We start from the raw sequence: 17,465 nt of genomic DNA, 5'->3' as shown, positions 1-17,465 counted from the left end.
AAGTTTAAAGTTTAAAGTTAACATTTAACATCAAACCTTAAACTTTAAACATCAGATAGACATCCTGTTCTTTAACTCAAGGTATTTATTCACAGTATTAACGGAAAGATTTTGAGGCGGAGTAAGGATAGAGGCAATACCATGTTTGTGCAATTCTTTTACCATCAGTCTTTTTTCAAAATTAAATTTCTCTGCAATGGTTTTTATGTAAATTTCTTCGGTAGAGCCAGCTTTTTTCTTTTCAATAGATTTTAGCTCTGTATTTTCAAAAAATATAACCAGCAGCAGGTGATGCTCTGCAATTTTTTTCAGCGCCGCTATATTGCGCTGCAATCCTTCCATACTTTCAAAATTAGTGAATAGTACGAGCAAGCTACGGTTAGTGATCCGGTTGCGGATCACGGCATATAGTTTTTCAAAATCCTGTTCGAGATAACGGGTTTGCTGATTATATAATGTCTCAAGTATCTTATTGATCTGCGTAGGTTTCTTATCTGCTTGTATAAATGTGTCAAGATTTTCAGCAAAGGTTATCAAACCTGCTTTGTCCTGTTTTGCCAAAGCCACACTGCTTAATACCAGTGAAGAGTTGATCGCATAATCTAGTAATGACAATCCCTCAAAAGGCATTTTCATCAGACGTCCTTTATTTATCACACAATAGATCTGTTGACTTCTTTCATCGGTATAGTTATTTACCATCAGGTCACCTTTTCTCGCAGTGGCCTTCCAATTGATCGTTCTGAAATCATCTCCTCTTACATATTCTTTTATCTGTTCAAATTCCATACTATGTCCCAACTTTCGCATCCGCTTCACCCCTGTTTCCTGTACCCGGTTGCTAACAGCCACAAGTTGAAAACGCCGCATTTGTATATAGGAAGGATAGACTTTTACGACTTCCTCTGCTTTGAAGGAAAATTTTCTTTTCACTAACTGTAACGGGCCATTCACAAATACATTAATACTTCCAAAAACATACTCACCACGACTTACAGGCCGCAATGTGTACATGATCTGCTCAGATGAATTGCCGGGGACCTTTAACTTGCGTATCCAGTTCCTGTCCTGGAATTGAACAGGCAATTCATCAATCACACTTATTTGTGCGGGGAATACATAATTATTTTTCAGTTGCAGGTATACTTTATTTTCATCACCTAAACTAAAACGTTCAGTCAGCTTTCTTGAAGCTACTATTCCTTTTTTATTCGAATAGCAAAGTATCGTATCAACTACAACTGCAATAGCCAGTAATAGAAATACGATCGATCCTAACTGAAAAAACTGAGGAAAGAAATAACTCAGCACAAAAACCATCACGCCGGAAAGGCCGATGAGAAAAACGATCCTGTTTAAAAAAAATGAATTATGCAATGAGCCGGTTGTTAGATTGATAAATTGTATTGACTGATGATTCTTACCTCGGCACTTCCATTCCTTGTATGATCTGTCTTATAACTTCATCTTCTGTTATTCCTTCCATTTCTTTATCTGGTGCAAGAATGATGCGATGACGTAGCACGGGTGTAGCTACATTGATAATATCTTCAGGCGTTACAAAATCCCGTCCTTGCATAGCCGCAGTTGCTTTTGATGCATTCATTATTGCCAGTGATGCCCTCGGCGATGCACCCAAATAAATTGATTTGTGATTTCTTGTCAAGTGTATCAGTTTCCCGATAAACTGCAACAAACGTTCCTCGATCAACAATGTTTTTACCTGTTGCCGTAATGCGATTACCTGCTGACCCGTAATGGCGGGTTTTATCATATCCTGTGCAGGTGTATTTCCCATCCGATGAAACTGTGTGAGTATAGTTATTTCTTCCTGTTCACTTGGATAAGGAACCAGTATTTTAAAAAGGAAACGATCTAATTGTGCTTCAGGCAAACGATAAGTTCCTTCATGCTCTACAGGATTTTGTGTAGCCAGCACCATAAATGGATTTGCCATCAGGTATGTTTTGCCATCCACAGAAGCCTGCCGTTCTTCCATTATCTCCAGCAATGCGGATTGTGTTTTTGCAGGGGCACGGTTTATCTCATCCACTAAAACAAGATTATTGAATACAGGGCCTTTCTTAAATTCAAAACTAGCTTCACGGGGATTGAAAACCGGTGTACCTAACACATCGCTTGGCATCAGGTCAGGTGTAAACTGAATGCGGTTAAAACCGACATCAACACTTTTTGCGACCAGTTTAGCAGTTAATGTTTTTGCTACACCCGGCACACCTTCTATCAGCACATGCCCGTCTGCCAGCAGCGCAGTTAATATCAACCGGATCATTTCGTCCTGTCCAACGATCACTTTTCGTATTTCAGAATAAATAGACCCAACTGCGTTGTTCAAAGCCGAAAGATCGGTGCGTTGCTGAAATATTTGCGGATCATCCATATTACTTGGTTTGTTGTTTTAGTGTGTTTAATAATTAAGTTTTTGAATAAAAATCTTCAAGATTCCGGTGAAAATTTTTAAGTTGTGAATCGGATATGCTAACACTTTCAATATTATTAATAAAGTTTACAATAGTTCTGAGATCTTCTGCCGGATATCCTGTTTTATAACTTACTACATTAATAAATTCTTCGTTCCTGTTTGCAACTGGAATATTATATCGTGTACGAATATAATCCAGGAAATAACCTGACATCTTTCGGCAAAGATTCCGATGATCTGCTTTTTCAAAATATAAGCGGCCAATCGTTTTGACAAATTCAAGTGAATCGTTTACCGGCCTTTTCATAATTGGTATATGCCGCTGCTTACGACGCATTTCATTCAATACATAAAGCAGCAACAGGATCAATGCTGCAATAAATGCCCACCTGAATTCTTTAAACCCGAGCAATACACTCATAAAGCCTTTTTTATCCTGGTCCTCATCGGGATTGTTATTGCGCTTGAAAAGATAATACTCATCCCATACCACCTGCTTTGCGTCCTTAGGCAAATATGAAAGCGCCGACTCATAATAATGAATATTGCTTTTGTGTAACAGGAAATAATTACTGAAAGCAAGCGGCGCTGTATGAATGTAAAAATTTCCCTTACCTGATTTTAGTCGTATAAAATTGGGTCGGTTAAGATCATCGCGGCCTAATATATAAGTAACATCCTGGTTTGTTTCACTCATGAAGGTAGCAACTCTTCTACCGGGATATTGATAGTTTTCTTTTTGCTGTGTTGCATCAGTTTGTAATGATAATCTTAATGTATCATCATCCGGACGTCCGGCGCGGAGGTATGAATAATCATAATAAGATGAATTGATGCCAAACTGATCCTGCGCTATTTCATTCAGAAAAATACTGCTGATAAAAACATCATTCCCATTTTTTACAAAATTCATAAGCTTATCCAGCTCGTCATGATTCGGATAAAAATAGGGAGAGAAAATAAGCAATGCCTGCTTACTGTCATATACAGAAAGTGAATCCCAGTAGCCGGGTTCTTTCTTATCAGTGCTGATACCTGCTACCGGGAAAAGATGTTTTAAATTATTATAAGCTACCCAATAACCATACGGTATTTTATCTTTTATGCGAAAGCTGAGCTTATCATTAAATTTCCGTGTAGCAGGCTTTCCAAAAATAATCATACCAATAGCAGTAGCCAACACAATCAAAAGGATGATATAAGGAGTTTTCAACTTCATCTCAGAGAGATCGTATTATTAAATTTTTCAAAATCATTTTTTATCAGCCGCCAGGCTTCATCATTCACAGGAAAATTGCCATACCATGTGTATTCATAGTCTCTGGTGAGTTTGAAAAAATCATGATAATGCTTTGTATTACGAAGCTGAAGCAGGTAATCAAAATTGGTACGATCCTGCTTATACTGAATGATATTTCTACCTGACATTGTTTTCAGCATTTGTAAGAACATCAATCGTACGGCCAACCTGTAATTACCTTCCCGTACTGCTTTATCAATCCTGTCCCGATAGTTTATTTCAAAAATATCTTCCGTTTCTTCATCCTGTTTTTCATCCGCGAAGACATTTATTTTTTTCCGGAACAAGCGAATATTACTGCCTGAAAGAAACATTATAATAGCAACAGCAAAACCACCTATAATTACAAGCCACAATAAGGTTTTAAACCAGCCTGCCTGCATCCAGGAGACTTCTACATCCTCTTCCTCGTTATCTTTTCCCTTTTTGAAAATTTGATTAGCATACCAGAAATCTTCGTCTTGCTGTATTTTTTTTATTTCATTTTCAGGAATCTTTCTTTTTACCAAACTGTCAGTTAAAAAATCAAATGCACTCTTTTTTTCAAACTTTTGCTTACCCTCTTGTGATTCCTCATCTGGCGCATATTCATCCAGTAAATTTTCTGCAGAATCCTGGTTGGGATCTCCTATAATTACTTCTGTATTCGTGACAGTTGTATCATCTTGAGATTGCGCATAAGATGGAATTACTATTGCTCCCAATAAAAGCAGCAACAGGCAAACTTTGATCCTCTTTGTGTATTGCGGATATTTTAGCAGCAGCACTATACCTCCTCCTCGTTTAATTTCACCGATAATTTTTTTTGTACCCTGATAGGATAGAGAATGAAATACCAGATAACAAACAGCACTGATAATCCGAATACCAGTGTAGTAAAAACAGATATATCATTATAAAGCCTTGTGATAAAACTTTCAAAAAAAGCAGCAAGTGCCAGCACCGGCAGCAAGCCAACAATTATTTTTATACTGTCTTTAGCACCATTCTTAAATGCATCCCAACGGCGGATAGTACCGGGAAATAAAAAACTCTTGCCCAGAATGATCCCTGCCGCAGCGCCGATTATCAATGCTGTTATTTCCAATGTTCCATGAACGAAAACAACGATCCAGAAATTAATGCCTAATCCTTGTGCCGCAAACATCTGGTCAAACACACCTACCATTCCTGCATTGTTTGCAAGAATAATAGTGGTTGGCACGCCACAGAATAAACCTGAAGTATAACCCAGCAGCATTACACGAATATTATTAACCATGATATAAAGCCACATGGAAAATGGATTACCGCCTTCATAAATACCAAATGGATTTCCTTTTTCAATATTGCTGACAGTTTCATTTACATAATTATCGCCAAACATATTTCTCACCAGTTCCTCATCCTGCTTTGAAGTAAAATAGCCGATAATAAAAAAAATAAGGAAGATCGCAAACGTAAAAAGTATAACTCCATGATGCTTGCGGATAACAAGTGGCAGGTCTTTTTTCCAGAATGTGGCGATCCGGTTAGATTCTTCTTTCCGGTTCTTATAAATACTAAGATAAATTTTTGAAGCTTCGGTATTAATGTATTTTGTCACTTTACCGGATGGATAAAATGTTTTGGCATACGCAAGATCATCTACCAATTGGGTAAATTCTTTTGCCATTTCATCCGGGTCGTCGGGTGGCATTTGCTGGTTTTTAACCCAGCGGTCTTTATTTTTTTTTATAAAAAGTGCTTCACGCATATTACAACAGCTGCTGCGGTGTAAAATAATATTTTTATAAACACAGGCTGAGTGATTTGAAAAATAAAATCTTAATTTACCGGCAGAAATAAACTTCAATGGCGGTACTGAAAATACCTACTAATTTTAACATTGACCTTGAATTTGAAATACCCGAGTTCTACCGCCGGTTATTTGCCCTGTTGATAGATGTACTGATCGAGTTTTTCTATTTCCGTATTGCCCTGAAAATTCTTGAATCTATTGTTAGCAGTGGTGATTTTTTTGATGAGGGATCAAACTTCAATATAATTGCTCTTAGCATCCTTTTATTTTTACCGATCCTTCTTTATCATGTTGTGTTTGAAATAACCATGAACGGACAAAGTATCGGCAAACGCATCATGCGGTTGCGGGTAGTGGATGAAAACGGTGGCCGGCCCGGCATCAGTCAGTATCTCATACGTTGGCTGCTTCGCATTTCTGATGTGTGGATCATTTTTATTATCGCTACACTCGTTACCAGCCCTTTCTGGTTCGGGAATGCTCAATCAGCCTTTATCATCCTTGCTGCGTTGGCATTTCTTATCACCGATATTATTCTTATCGTTTCTTCAAAAAAAGGGCAACGTATCGGTGATATACTTGCAAGAACAATTGTGATAAGAATTAATACAAAGGCAGATATTGAAGACACCGTTTTCCAGGAAGTAGCCGATAGTTACATTCCTGTTTTCCCTGAAATTATGAAGCTGGGTGATAAGGATATTAACGCTATTAAAAGTATACTGGACACTTCCCGTAAGAAAGGCGATTTTAATTTGGCCGCTAATGCTGCCGATAAAATAAAGAACCATCTCAATATCAAAACGGCACTTTCACCTTTTGATTTCCTGGAAACTGCATTGAAAGATTACAATTATTTAAGCACAAAATAAAAATGCCCCAATTAAAGGAGCATTTAGCTTTTAGAAAATTTATAATCACATGGTCGAAGCTGTTAATACCCCTAGCACAAATGCCAGAAGATAAATACTGAGTAGAATGATTGTAATAATACCCACATAGCGGAACATTACCTTCAGATTTTTGAAACTCTCCGTCAGTTGTCCCGAGTCATTTCCTGCTAATGCAAGCTTCATAGCATTGGAAAAGCGGAATAAGAACAAGCAAGGGAAAAAGTAAACAATTGCCATAAACATATAAAGAATGGCCATTCCTGTGCTAAGACCAGAGGTAAATGACTTGCTGCGGTATTGAGAGGGAAGATCAGAGAGCTGGCTTTGCATAGCGCTAACAGAAAAAGCAAGGTAAAGCCCTGCTAAAATAATTAATACGCAAACAACAAATCCTACAATAGCGAGAAAGCGGCCCCATTTGGCAGCCTCAGACAAATGAGCACGGTTAGTATCGTCAATACTTAATCCGAAAATTGATTGTTGATTTTCTTCCATAATAAACGGTTTTGGTTTCTATAAAAATAATAGTTGCGAAGTACACGGGCAAATTTAATATGTCCTCCACCATCGTTGTTTAGTTTAACACTAAACAACTCATCTTTACTTTCATTATCCATTGAAAAGATTTAGTAAGCTCTTGCAAACAACACTCTTTGCGTTGAAGGTTTACCTGTCAGAATACATTTGCCTTCTTCAGATGCGTTGTTCAAAGGAATGCAGCGAATGGTTGCCTTTGTCTTTTCTTTTATCTCCGCTTCAGTTTCAGCAGTGCCGTCCCAGTGTGCAGCAAGAAAACCACCTTTATCATCCAGCAGTTTTTCAAACTCACTCCAGCTGTCAACATTCGTAATATGTTCAGCACGGTGTGCCAATGCTTTATTATACATAGCCTGTTGTATTTCATCCAGCAGGTTCTTTACAGAATTAGCTATACCATCTAATGAAACAGATTTCTTTTCTTTCGTATCACGTCTTGCTACTTCCACTACATTATTCTCCAGATCCCTTGCACCGATTGCCAAACGAACTGGCACTCCTTTCATTTCATACTCAGCAAATTTCCAACCCGGTCTTGCATTATCATTATCATCATACTTCACCCGGATGCCTAAAGATTTTAATTGGTCAATCAATGGCAGTACTTTGGAATCAATCAATGCTTTTTGTTCTTCGCCTTTGTATATCGGTACAATCACTACCTGCCATGGAGCAATCTTCGGAGGAAGAATTAACCCATCATCATCACTATGTGCCATTACCAAAGCACCGACTAACCTTGTACTTACTCCCCAGCTTGTAGCCCATACATATTCAAGTTGGTTCTCTTTATTGGAGAACTTAACATCAAATGCTTTTGCAAAGTTTTGTCCAAGAAAATGTGATGTGCCGGCTTGCAGGGCTTTTCCATCCTGCATCAATGCCTCGATACAATAAGTATCGATAGCTCCTGCAAATCTTTCACTTGCCGTTTTCACACCTTTGATAACCGGTAAAGCCATATATTCTTCAACAAACGTAGCATAGACATCCAGCATTTTCTTTGCTTCAACTATTGCTTCTTCTGCAGTTGCATGTGCTGTATGTCCCTCCTGCCATAAAAACTCAGCTGTACGAAGGAATAACCGGGTACGCATTTCCCAACGCACCACATTGGCCCATTGGTTTATCAGTAACGGGAGGTCACGATAGCTTTGTATCCAATCTTTATAAGAATTCCAGATGATTGCTTCACTCGTTGGACGAATGATTAATTCCTCCTCAAGCTTTGCATCAGGATCAACCATAAGTTTTCCTTTCGAATTTGGATCGCTCTTCAAACGATAGTGTGTAACGATAGCACATTCCTTTGCAAATCCTTCGGCATGGCCTTCTTCTTTTTCCAAAAAACTTTTAGGCACGAACAGTGGGAAATACGCATTTACATGTCCTGTGTCTTTGAACATTTTATCCAAAACATCTCTCATATTTTCCCAGAGTGCATAGCCGTAAGGTTTTATTACCATACAACCACGAACTGCTGAATAATCTGCGAGTCCGCCTTTCAGAACAAGGTCATTATACCATTGGGAATAATCCTGGGCCCGGGAAGTAATCTCTTTTGCCATTTTGTTTGTCCATCTCCTTGATGGAATTTTTGAATTATGATTTGCTGATCAGAGTTACCTAAAGATGAACGGAGCGTCGCAACAAAAGCTCAACCAGGGAACCATAGCCGGCAACATAGTAACCTCACTCTCGTTTAAATACTAATCTATCTTTAGATATACTTTAACAGCCTGAGACGCAATTTTTTAACCGATGGCAACATCTTTGTGCCTGTTAGAAAGCGCATCTTTAATTGTTGCGCAAAAGTAGTAACTTCAATTTATAAAACTTAAACCCAGTTGCCATGAAATCATCAATTTTACTTCTGGCATTAGCAACAGTTGCTTTTAGCAGCTGTACCACCGCTTACAAAACCGGTCAAACTCCCGATGATGTTTATTACTCACCGGCCCGCCCTGTGGACCATGATGAGTATGTACGTGTAGAAGACGATAACGATCGTGAATACCGTTACGACGAATATTATTACGATGATCGTTACCTGCGTATGAAAGTTCAAAACCGTAATCGCTGGAATGAACTGGATGACTGGTACTATTTCGATCGTTACCGTTACAGCTATTATAATAGTTCATACTGGGGAAATCCATGGAGTCCGAATACTTACTGGAATAATTACTACAATCCCTATTCTCAGAATTATGTAGTCGTTAATCCGAAATCAAATTATGCTTCCAGCAGACCAAGAACATTTAATCTGAATACTTACAATAATAACAATAACCTGCTTAGTAATAAGGGTTATACAACTTCAGGTTCAGGTGTAAGAACGGCAGCGGGCAATCCCAAAATAAATACCGGCACCAGCAGCTATAACAATAACAACAGTAGTTCTCGTGGAGGTGTGTTGAGAGATATTTTCAGTGGTGGCAGCAACTCTTCTTCTTCAGGAAGCAGTAATAATAGTAGTTCCTCACCAAGAACATCAAGCAGCAGTTCATCATCACCGTCTTCCTCTGGAAGTAGCGGCGGTGGCGGCGGCTCTGCTCCGGTGAGGAAGTTTTAAAATATTAATAAGAGTGCGGTGCAGCAACCGGTTACTCACTATGGTTTTAACGATCATAGTTATGTAACCGGCAGAAGTACCCTGATCAAACTTCGGTTGCGTCGCACTCTTGTACTACATCAATACTACTGAGCCATCAGAACAATTTTCAATGAACTATAATAAACTCTTTATATGAAAAGATTTTTCATAACAGCTTTTATTGCATCAGCGACCGGTGCCATGGCACAGGAACCTGCTGATGCCCTTCGCTATTCATGGAGTATTCAGAGTGGCACAGCCCGGCAGCAAGCCGTAGGCGGTGCTATGGGAAGTTTGGGGGGTGATATTTCTGCCAACTATGTAAACCCGGCTGGTTTGGGCTTTTATAAAACAGGGGACCTTGTTATTACCCCTGGATATAATTTCGGAAATACAAAGTCAACATTCATGGGAAGAACAGAAGAAAAACAAAAGAAGAATTCCTTTGGAATGGGAACCAGCGGTGTTGTTTTTGGATCAGGTAATAGTAACAAAAAAGGACAACGCTCCTCTGTATTCAGCCTGGCCGTTAATCGCACTGCAAATTTTGGTTCAAATGTTTTATACTTCGGGCAAAACAACCAAAGCTCTTACTCACAAAAATTCCTCGAACAGATACAAAACGATGGTGTAAAAGACGCAAACGTCGTAGCCACTAATTATGAGTACGGCGCCAGTCTCGCTTTTAACACTTACTGGATCGATACGATTGCAGGTGGCACATCCGGCAATTACCAGTTTCAGACCCGTTCACCAATTGGAACTGGTCTTTTACAAAGACAGGAATTAATCAACAAAGGAGGTTTGACAGAACTTACAATGGCTCTTGCGGCCAACTGGAATGATAAGATTTATGCTGGCGGCTCAATAGGTGTTGTATTTACCAACTATGAACGCAAATCCATTTTTGATGAAGCGGATGCAACAGCCAACCCCAATAATAAATTCGATTATGCCACCTTTACCGAGAATTTTTCTCAAAACGGAGCAGGGATTGTTTTCAGAGGTGGTGTTATTTACAAACCTGTTGAATATTTCCGTTTAGGACTTGCTCTTCATTCGCCTTCACTCCTTACAATTACGGATAAATATAATTCAGATGTAATAACAAATACAGAAAGCTACCAGGGTGAATATTCACAGACCTCGCAGTTTCTCACAGGAAATGAAAATGCTATTTTCAAGTACAATATGGTAACTCCTTATAAGATCATCGGCAGCTTATCTTATGTACTTCGTGAAATTGAAGATGTAACAAAACAAAAAGGATTTCTTACCGCAGACATTGAATATATCAACTACAAGGCAGCATCTTTTATGGAACTGGAAGCTGACAAAAACAATCCAGCTATCGTGAACTATCTGGATGATTTGAACGATGCAATTGACAATGCCTATAAAGGCACTTTCAATTTCAGGGCAGGTGGTGAGTTGAAATTTACAACCATAATGGTACGTCTTGGCGCTGCCTACTATGGCAATCCTTATAAAAATTTAGCAGGTGAAAAAGGAAGTAAGTTCCAGGCAAGTGGTGGTTTGGGGTATCGTAATAAAGGTTTCTTTATTGACCTTACTTACATACACACTTTTATCAAGGACATTCATACACCATACCGCTTGCAATCCGGGTTAACTCCGCTGGCAAGTATAAAAGGGAATATGGGTAATGCATTATTGACTTTTGGGATAAAGATCTAACCCCTGTCCTTAACAATGTCAAAAAAAATAATAGCAAAAATTAAATCCTCATTTAAAAATGAGGATTTAATTTTTATTTGAAGTTTGGTTTCCGAAATTTGATCTATGATGAAAATCGGTTTAACAGGTGGCATTGGTAGCGGCAAAAGCACTGTAGCACAAGTATTCGAAGTGCTGGGCATCCCTGTTTTTTATGCTGACATAGAAACGAGAAAGATGATGAATGAAGATGAGGGTCTGAAAGAATTAATCATTAAAAATTTTGGCATTAATTCGTATACAGATGGAAGTCTGAATCGTTCTTATATTGCTTCTATTGTTTTTAATGATCCTGAAAAACTGGAACTACTTAATTCTCTTACTCATCCTGCTATAAAACAAAATGGCGAAGAATGGATGAAGCAACAAACAACACCTTATGCAATACATGAAGCCGCTTTGATCTTTGAAGCCGGCGTTTCAGAAAGACTAGATTATGTGATCGGAGTAAATGCTCCACAGGCCTTACGCATCAAACGTGTTATGGACCGTGATCATGTAACCCATGAAGAAGTACTTAAACGTATAAGCCGGCAGATAGATGAAGATATAAAAATGAAACTCTGCGATTTTGTTATTTATAATGATGAGCATAGGCTGATAGTTCCACAGGTACTATCCTTGCATCATGACCTTTTGAAAAAAGCTTAATACAAAGGAAACATTCTTCAATAGTTTTACAAAGTGATTGAATCACTTACTCCTTCACCCATGCAATGATGCGCAAAGGCCCGCCACTGCCTCCTTTTATTTTCATTGGCAAAGCAAACACATAAGCTCCTTTCACTGGCAGTTTATCCATGTTGGCAACATTTTCAAACCCTGAAATATTTTGTGCATATAAAACCTGGTGAGTTTTAAAATCTTTTGATTGGCCATAATCAACACTTGCTACATCAATACCTACAGCTTTTAGTTTCCTGTTCTTCACCAACCATTCAGCTGCCTCCGGATGAATAGACGGAAAATGTAATTTGCTTACCGCCTCTGCTCCTCTTTCATCAGTACCTAAATATTTTTTTGCATCAGGATAAAAAGCCCCATAACCAGTTCTGAAAAACAGGATGACATTATCAGTTATTTCACCATTTATTTTTTCCCATGTTTGTATATCTTCTGTTGTTATAAGATAATCGACATTCTTTAATGCTTTATCAGACACATCAATCACAACTGCTTCACCAACTAAATTTTCAAGCGGTATTTCATCAGCAGCCCATTTACCTTTTGCAAAATGTACTGGTGCATCGAGATGAGTACCGCCATGTTCAGCTGCACAATAATTATAAGCTGAATAATAAAAGCCAGCCGGGGTAACCCCTTCAAAGGCCGTATCAAAACGAAAAGTCGCTGCTGTTGGCCAATACAATGTTTTATCAGAAAAATCGTAGGAAAGGTCAATGAGTTTACCCGACTTCATCATATCAGCGAGACTATGACTATGTTCTTTGGGGGTAGTATTGTTACACGCAAAACAAAAAACAGCCAGCATGAAAAATGGTAACCGATGCATAAATAAAATTTAGGCAAAAGTTACCACTAATGATTTTTATAAAAAATTATTTCAGCTTAGCCAACGCTTCTTTTATCCTTACATAAGCTGCTTCAATTTTCGGAAGGCTGTTTGCAAAAGAAAGACGAATACATTCAGGCGAACCAAATGCACGGCCTGTAACTGTAGATACATGTGCTGTATTCAATAAATACATACAAAGATCATCTGCATTTTCAATAGTTTGCCCGTTAACAGTTTTACCAAAATAGGCACTTACATCAGGGAAAACATAAAATGCGCCAGCAGGTTCACTGCATTTCCATCCCGGTACTTCAGACAAAAGTTGCATTACTCTTTTCTTTCTACGTTCAAATTCTTTTTCCATTTCTTCTGTAGGACGCATATCGCCTGTCAATGCAACAATACCTGCTCTTTGTGTAACTGAGTTAGCACCGCTGGTAAATTGTCCTTGTATTTTCTCGCAACCTTTAGCTACAATTGGCGCAGCAGCAATATATCCTAAACGATAACCTGTCATTGCATATCCTTTACTCAATCCGTTTACAATAATTACTCTTTCTTTTATTTCATCAAACTGAGCAATGCTTTCATGTGCACCTATGAAGTTGATATATTCATATATTTCGTCGGAGATAATAAATATCTCCGGGTAGTTGCTGAATAATTTTGCTAATGCTTCCAGCTCTGCTTTATTATAAACTGAACCCGAAGGATTGCAGGGTGAAGAAAAGAGAAACAGTTTTGTTCTATCTGTAATTGCTTCTTCTACTTCAGCAGCGGTTACTTTATAATCATTCTCCAGTTTTGAAGGAAGAATAACAGGAATACCGCCTGCAATTTTTACCAACTCTGAATAAGTAACCCAGAATGGAGCAGGAATGATCACTTCATCGCCTGCATCTACTGTTGCAAGAATGGCGTTTGCTAAACTTTGTTTGGCGCCTGTCGATACAACAATGTTCTCTGGTTTATAATCAAGATTATTATCACGTTTAAATTTATCACAAACAGCCTGTCGCAGTTCAGGATAGCCTGCAACCGGTGGATAATGGCTCCAGTTATCATCAATAGCCTTCTTCGCTGCATCTTTGATATGCTGAGGTGTATCAAAATCGGGTTCACCCAAACTCAGATCAATTATATCAATACCCTGTGCCCTTAACTCACGACCGAGCTTGGCCATTTTAAGTGTTTCAGGTTCATTAAATTTTTGTAGTAAAGAAGATAATTGCATAGCTGCTATTGCTGACATTTTAAAATTTTATGCAAATGTACGTTTGCACAGGACTAACACCTGTTTCAAAGCATAAAAAGAATCCACAAATTGGTCAATCATTTATAACCTTAAACCCTCTGTAAATAAAGAATTTCCACTCGTCAGCCCAAGCCAAAATCTCCCCTGATTTTCACACCGAAACCCCTATCTTTGCCCTCCTTAAAAAAACAGGCCCCACCCTATTGGATTGTGGTGTCATGGATTAACAATAAACTACCTAACGTATGCAACTGAAAGGCTTGGTCAGATTCTTTACCATTCTACTGATCATTTACTCCCTCTACCAACTGTCTTTTACCTGGTTTGTCCGCAACCATGAAAAGAAAATGGAAAATATTGCGTTGAACAATGTTCATGCTGCTTTTCCTGAAACAAGAAGTCAGAAAATTGACGATTACAGTGCAGTAGCGAAAGAGTATTATGACAATCGTTTGAAAAGATTACTCGACAGCACAAAAACAAAAACTGTTTCCTATGGAATCAATGGTCCAGTATCCTACCAAAAAGCAAAAGAAGAGGAACTGAACCTCGGTCTCGATCTGCAAGGCGGTATGAGTGTGACCATGGAAGTGGAAATGACTGGGATGCTGAAATCATTGGCCAGTGGTTCAAAAGATCCACAGTTTCTTAAAGCACTTGATAGTGCTACTAATTTGAAAAAAAATAGTTCTGCAAATTTCATCACACTTTTTAAAGATGCTTACCAGGGTATTGCAGGCAAGGACAAGATGAGCGGTTTATTTGCAACTGCCCGTAAAGAACAAATAAAAGTAGGCGATAACGATGAAAAGGTGATTGGTGTATTGAGAACAGAAGCTGGTGTGGCATTTGACAATACTTACCGCATCCTTAAAAGCCGTATTGATCAGTTTGGTGTAGCACAGCCGAATATTAATCCTGAACCGAGTCGCGGAATCATCACTGTTGAATTACCAGGAGTAAAGGATAAAGAAAGAGTAAGAAAGTTATTGCAGTCATCTGCGAATCTCCAGTTCTGGGAAACTTATAGGATGAATGTTGTCTCAGCATCATTAAACAATATTGATGCTGTGTTTGACAATTTTACAAAAGGTATAAACCCAGCTGATACTACAAAGCCCGGTGATACAACTGGAACTAAGCCCGTAACGGCTGCTCCTGTGGTAGATACAACACAAAAAGTTACCAAGCTATCGGATCTTGATAAAACCCCAACAAATGATACTGGTAAAACTCCAGCGAAGCAAACAGCTGCTGCAGATAAAAATAGCATCTTCAAATACATTTTACCGGTAGGTGATCAAACGGTAGGTTTGGTAGGTTTCCAGGTAAATGTAAACGATACAGCTATTGTAAGAGAATACCTGAACTCAGAAGCATTAAGAAGATATTTACCGCCTAACGCAATCTTAGCTTATGGGATACCTACTGATGCGAAAAATAAAAAAATTCTCCCTGTTTATTTCCTAAAGCCTATCAATGATAGAGCTGCTATGCAGGGTGATGTAGTTACTGAGGCAAAACAGGACTTTAATCCGCTGGATGGTAAGCCTACTGTAACATTGAAAATGAACAATGCTGGTCAGCGTATCTGGGAAGCTCTTACTGAAAGAAGCAGTAATGCTACAACAGGTTTCCCGATTGCCATTGAAGTTGATAATATTGTTTATTCAGCACCGGGTGCAAGAGAGAAGATATCAGGTGGCAATACAGAGATCAGCGGAAGCTTTACCATTGAAGAAGCTAAAGACCTTGCTAATATCTTAAAACTCGGAAGACTGGAAGCTCCTGCAAAAATTGTTCAGGACGAACAAGTAGGTGCTACATTGGGTAAAGATGCGATCCGCGGTGGTTCAATGGCATTCATCATTTCATTTATAGTGATATTCCTGCTGATGCTTATTTATTATAACACGGCCGGATGGATCGCTAATATCGCCTTAATACTTAACCTGCTGTTCACTATTGGTGTGCTTGCAGGGTTAGGCGCAACATTAACAGCTCCCGGTATCGCCGGTCTTGTACTTACCATCGGTATGGCAGTTGATACGAACGTAATTATTTATGAACGTATCAAAGAAGAATTAACGAAGGGAAAAGGATATATCCCGGCTATCAATGAAGGTTATAAACGTTCATTGCCGCCGGTAATAGATGCCCACGTTACGACATTCCTTACTGCTTTATTGTTGTTTACTTATTTCCAAACAGGCCCTATCCGTGGTTTTGCAACTACGCAAATGCTGGGTATCGTCCTCTCGTTATTCTGCGGTATCCTTGTGAGTCGTTGGGTTACAGATTGGTTTACCAGCAAGAACAAACATCTTGAATATTTCACCAACGTAAGCCGCAGGGTATTTAAACATGCTAAATTCAAATTCATTGAATACCGTAAGTATGCATACATGATCTCAGTCGTTGTAGCATTGCTTGGCATCGGTTCTTATTTCAATGGATTTAAAGAAGGTGTTGAATTCAGCGGTGGACGCCAATACAAAGTAAAATTTGATAAGTCTGTAGATGTTGAGAAGATTCGTGATGAACTGAAACTTGCATTTGAAGGTGAAAACCCTGTTATCAAAACTGTTGGCGATAACCAGACACTGGAGATCACTACTTCCTACCTTATCAATACTCCCGGACAGGAAATTGATTCATTAGTACGTGAAAAAATGTTGGGTGGATTAAAAGCTCATGGAAAACCAGAGGTTCAAAGTTCATCAACTGTATTACCTACTATTGCGGATGATATTAAAAAGAATTCAGTGAATGCAACTTTGCTTGCATTACTGGTTATTTTCATATACATATTAATACGTTTCCGTGACTGGCGTTATTCATTAGGAACAATTGTAGCCCTTTTGCACGACGTCTTTATTACATTAGCCGTATTCTCGTTCCTGAAAAACGTGGTTCCATTTCCATTGGAAATAGACCAGCATTTTATCGCAGCGGTTCTTACCGTTATCGGTTTCTCGATGAACGATACCGTTATCGTTTTCGACAGGATACGTGAATACAGCCATGTTTATAAAGGAGAATCAAGAGGATCAATTATCAACCGTGCAATCAACGATACATTGAGCCGTACGATCATGACATCACTCACTGTATTCCTTACCATCCTTATCCTGTTCCTGGTTGGTGGTGAGGTTACAAGAGGCTTTGCATTTGCAATGCTGATCGGTGTTATCACCGGTACTTACTCATCTATCTTTGTTGCTGCACCAATTCTTGTTGATATTGGTAAAAACAAACCACTGGGTGAATCAGCGCCAGGTAAAACTGTGGTTAAGAAATAATAGTCTCAACTTATATATATTGAACCCCGACCGTAACGTTGGGGTTTATTTTTTACCATAATCGCAACCTTTCGTCATTTCACACTGTTAGTATTTGCAGTAACTT

Annotated in this window: 14 protein-coding genes; 5 read left to right on the top strand and 9 right to left on the bottom strand. The window is 38.7% G+C overall.

Translation table 11 applies throughout. The annotated features are described in order from the left end of the window. Window positions 1-51: 51 nt before the first annotated feature. The 5 genes from E6H07_19125 to E6H07_19105 all read right to left on the bottom strand — a co-directional run bounded on the left by E6H07_19125 (window position 52) and on the right by E6H07_19105 (window position 5,478). Window positions 52-1,320 carry a DUF58 domain-containing protein gene (locus E6H07_19125; GenBank protein TMI61661.1) on the bottom strand — a complete coding sequence of 423 codons (1,269 nt, stop codon included), beginning with the start codon at window positions 1,318-1,320 and terminating at the stop codon, window positions 52-54. Window positions 1,321-1,420: 100 nt separating this feature from the next. Continuing rightward, the gene (locus E6H07_19120) at window positions 1,421-2,401 is read right to left on the bottom strand and encodes a MoxR family ATPase (GenBank protein TMI61629.1); all 981 of its coding nucleotides are present in this window, start codon (window positions 2,399-2,401) and stop codon (window positions 1,421-1,423) included. A gap of 34 nt (window positions 2,402-2,435) precedes the next feature. Further along, a complete protein-coding gene (locus E6H07_19115; GenBank protein TMI61628.1) occupies window positions 2,436-3,662 on the bottom strand; it encodes a DUF4350 domain-containing protein in 1,227 nt (408 codons plus the stop codon). Next, window positions 3,659-4,510, bottom strand: a complete 852-nt coding sequence (locus E6H07_19110; protein TMI61627.1) for a hypothetical protein — start codon at window positions 4,508-4,510, stop codon at window positions 3,659-3,661. Before E6H07_19110 ends, E6H07_19115 begins: the two co-directional genes overlap by 4 nt. After that, window positions 4,510-5,478 (bottom strand): stage II sporulation protein M, encoded by a 969-nt coding sequence (locus E6H07_19105; protein TMI61626.1) that lies wholly within the window; start codon window positions 5,476-5,478, stop codon window positions 4,510-4,512. The genes E6H07_19110 and E6H07_19105 overlap by 1 nt, the downstream gene beginning before the upstream one ends. Window positions 5,479-5,576: 98 nt before the next feature. On the opposite strand from E6H07_19105, the gene E6H07_19100 reads away from it, so the two are divergent. Next, window positions 5,577-6,395, top strand: coding sequence for an RDD family protein (locus E6H07_19100; protein TMI61625.1), 819 nt, complete (start codon window positions 5,577-5,579; stop codon window positions 6,393-6,395). 45 nt (window positions 6,396-6,440) lie between these two features. Here the strand turns inward: E6H07_19100 and E6H07_19095 are convergent, their stop codons facing one another. Next, on the bottom strand, window positions 6,441-6,911 hold the full coding sequence (locus tag E6H07_19095) for a hypothetical protein (GenBank protein ID TMI61624.1): 471 nt from the start codon (window positions 6,909-6,911) through the stop codon (window positions 6,441-6,443). A 131-nt stretch (window positions 6,912-7,042) separates the two neighbouring features. Next, window positions 7,043-8,521 carry a proline--tRNA ligase gene (locus E6H07_19090; protein ID TMI61623.1) on the bottom strand — a complete coding sequence of 493 codons (1,479 nt, stop codon included), beginning with the start codon at window positions 8,519-8,521 and terminating at the stop codon, window positions 7,043-7,045. A 284-nt stretch (window positions 8,522-8,805) separates the two neighbouring features. Here E6H07_19090 and E6H07_19085 point away from each other — a divergent pair, with 284 nt between their 5' ends. The 3 genes from E6H07_19085 (at window position 8,806) to E6H07_19075 (ending at window position 11,937) form a co-directional block, all read left to right on the top strand. Next, window positions 8,806-9,528: a hypothetical protein gene (locus E6H07_19085; protein TMI61622.1), complete on the top strand. Its 723-nt coding sequence runs from the start codon at window positions 8,806-8,808 to the stop codon at window positions 9,526-9,528. Between the two features lie 174 nt (window positions 9,529-9,702). Further along, complete coding sequence (locus E6H07_19080; protein TMI61621.1) at window positions 9,703-11,247, top strand: aromatic hydrocarbon degradation protein; 1,545 nt, start codon at window positions 9,703-9,705, stop codon at window positions 11,245-11,247. Between the two features lie 105 nt (window positions 11,248-11,352). After that, window positions 11,353-11,937: a dephospho-CoA kinase gene (locus E6H07_19075; GenBank protein TMI61620.1), complete on the top strand. Its 585-nt coding sequence runs from the start codon at window positions 11,353-11,355 to the stop codon at window positions 11,935-11,937. A 46-nt stretch (window positions 11,938-11,983) separates the two neighbouring features. Here E6H07_19075 and E6H07_19070 read toward each other — a convergent pair whose 3' ends face one another. Together E6H07_19070 and E6H07_19065 are read right to left on the bottom strand one after the other, a co-directional pair. Further along, a complete protein-coding gene (locus tag E6H07_19070; GenBank protein TMI61619.1) occupies window positions 11,984-12,799 on the bottom strand; it encodes a cyclase family protein in 816 nt (271 codons plus the stop codon). A 46-nt stretch (window positions 12,800-12,845) separates the two neighbouring features. After that, complete coding sequence (locus E6H07_19065) at window positions 12,846-14,036, bottom strand: pyridoxal phosphate-dependent aminotransferase (GenBank protein ID TMI61660.1); 1,191 nt, start codon at window positions 14,034-14,036, stop codon at window positions 12,846-12,848. Window positions 14,037-14,302: 266 nt separating this feature from the next. On the opposite strand from E6H07_19065, the gene E6H07_19060 reads away from it, so the two are divergent. Continuing rightward, window positions 14,303-17,359: a protein translocase subunit SecDF gene (locus E6H07_19060; GenBank protein TMI61618.1), complete on the top strand. Its 3,057-nt coding sequence runs from the start codon at window positions 14,303-14,305 to the stop codon at window positions 17,357-17,359. The last annotated feature ends 106 nt before the right edge of the window (window positions 17,360-17,465 follow it).

The sequence above is a fragment of the Bacteroidota bacterium genome (assembly GCA_005882315.1).
Taxonomy (GTDB): domain Bacteria; phylum Bacteroidota; class Bacteroidia; order Chitinophagales; family Chitinophagaceae; genus VBAR01.
The sequence above is the reverse complement of the archived record's forward strand: the minus strand, read 5'-3'. Positions and strand labels throughout refer to the sequence as shown.

Coding starts and splice junctions, on each gene's coding strand:
- E6H07_19125 (TMI61661.1), bottom strand. CDS start 1,320: ATGGTTTTTGTGCTGAGTTATTTCTTTCCTCAGTTTTTTCAGTTAGGA.
- E6H07_19120 (TMI61629.1), bottom strand. CDS start 2,401: ATGGATGATCCGCAAATATTTCAGCAACGCACCGATCTTTCGGCTTTG.
- E6H07_19115 (TMI61628.1), bottom strand. CDS start 3,662: ATGAAGTTGAAAACTCCTTATATCATCCTTTTGATTGTGTTGGCTACT.
- E6H07_19105 (TMI61626.1), bottom strand. CDS start 5,478: ATGCGTGAAGCACTTTTTATAAAAAAAAATAAAGACCGCTGGGTTAAA.
- E6H07_19100 (TMI61625.1), top strand. CDS start 5,577: ATGGCGGTACTGAAAATACCTACTAATTTTAACATTGACCTTGAATTT.
- E6H07_19095 (TMI61624.1), bottom strand. CDS start 6,911: ATGGAAGAAAATCAACAATCAATTTTCGGATTAAGTATTGACGATACT.
- E6H07_19090 (TMI61623.1), bottom strand. CDS start 8,521: ATGGCAAAAGAGATTACTTCCCGGGCCCAGGATTATTCCCAATGGTAT.
- E6H07_19085 (TMI61622.1), top strand. CDS start 8,806: ATGAAATCATCAATTTTACTTCTGGCATTAGCAACAGTTGCTTTTAGC.
- E6H07_19080 (TMI61621.1), top strand. CDS start 9,703: ATGAAAAGATTTTTCATAACAGCTTTTATTGCATCAGCGACCGGTGCC.
- E6H07_19075 (TMI61620.1), top strand. CDS start 11,353: ATGATGAAAATCGGTTTAACAGGTGGCATTGGTAGCGGCAAAAGCACT.
- E6H07_19070 (TMI61619.1), bottom strand. CDS start 12,799: ATGCATCGGTTACCATTTTTCATGCTGGCTGTTTTTTGTTTTGCGTGT.
- E6H07_19065 (TMI61660.1), bottom strand. CDS start 14,036: ATGCAATTATCTTCTTTACTACAAAAATTTAATGAACCTGAAACACTT.
- E6H07_19060 (TMI61618.1), top strand. CDS start 14,303: ATGCAACTGAAAGGCTTGGTCAGATTCTTTACCATTCTACTGATCATT.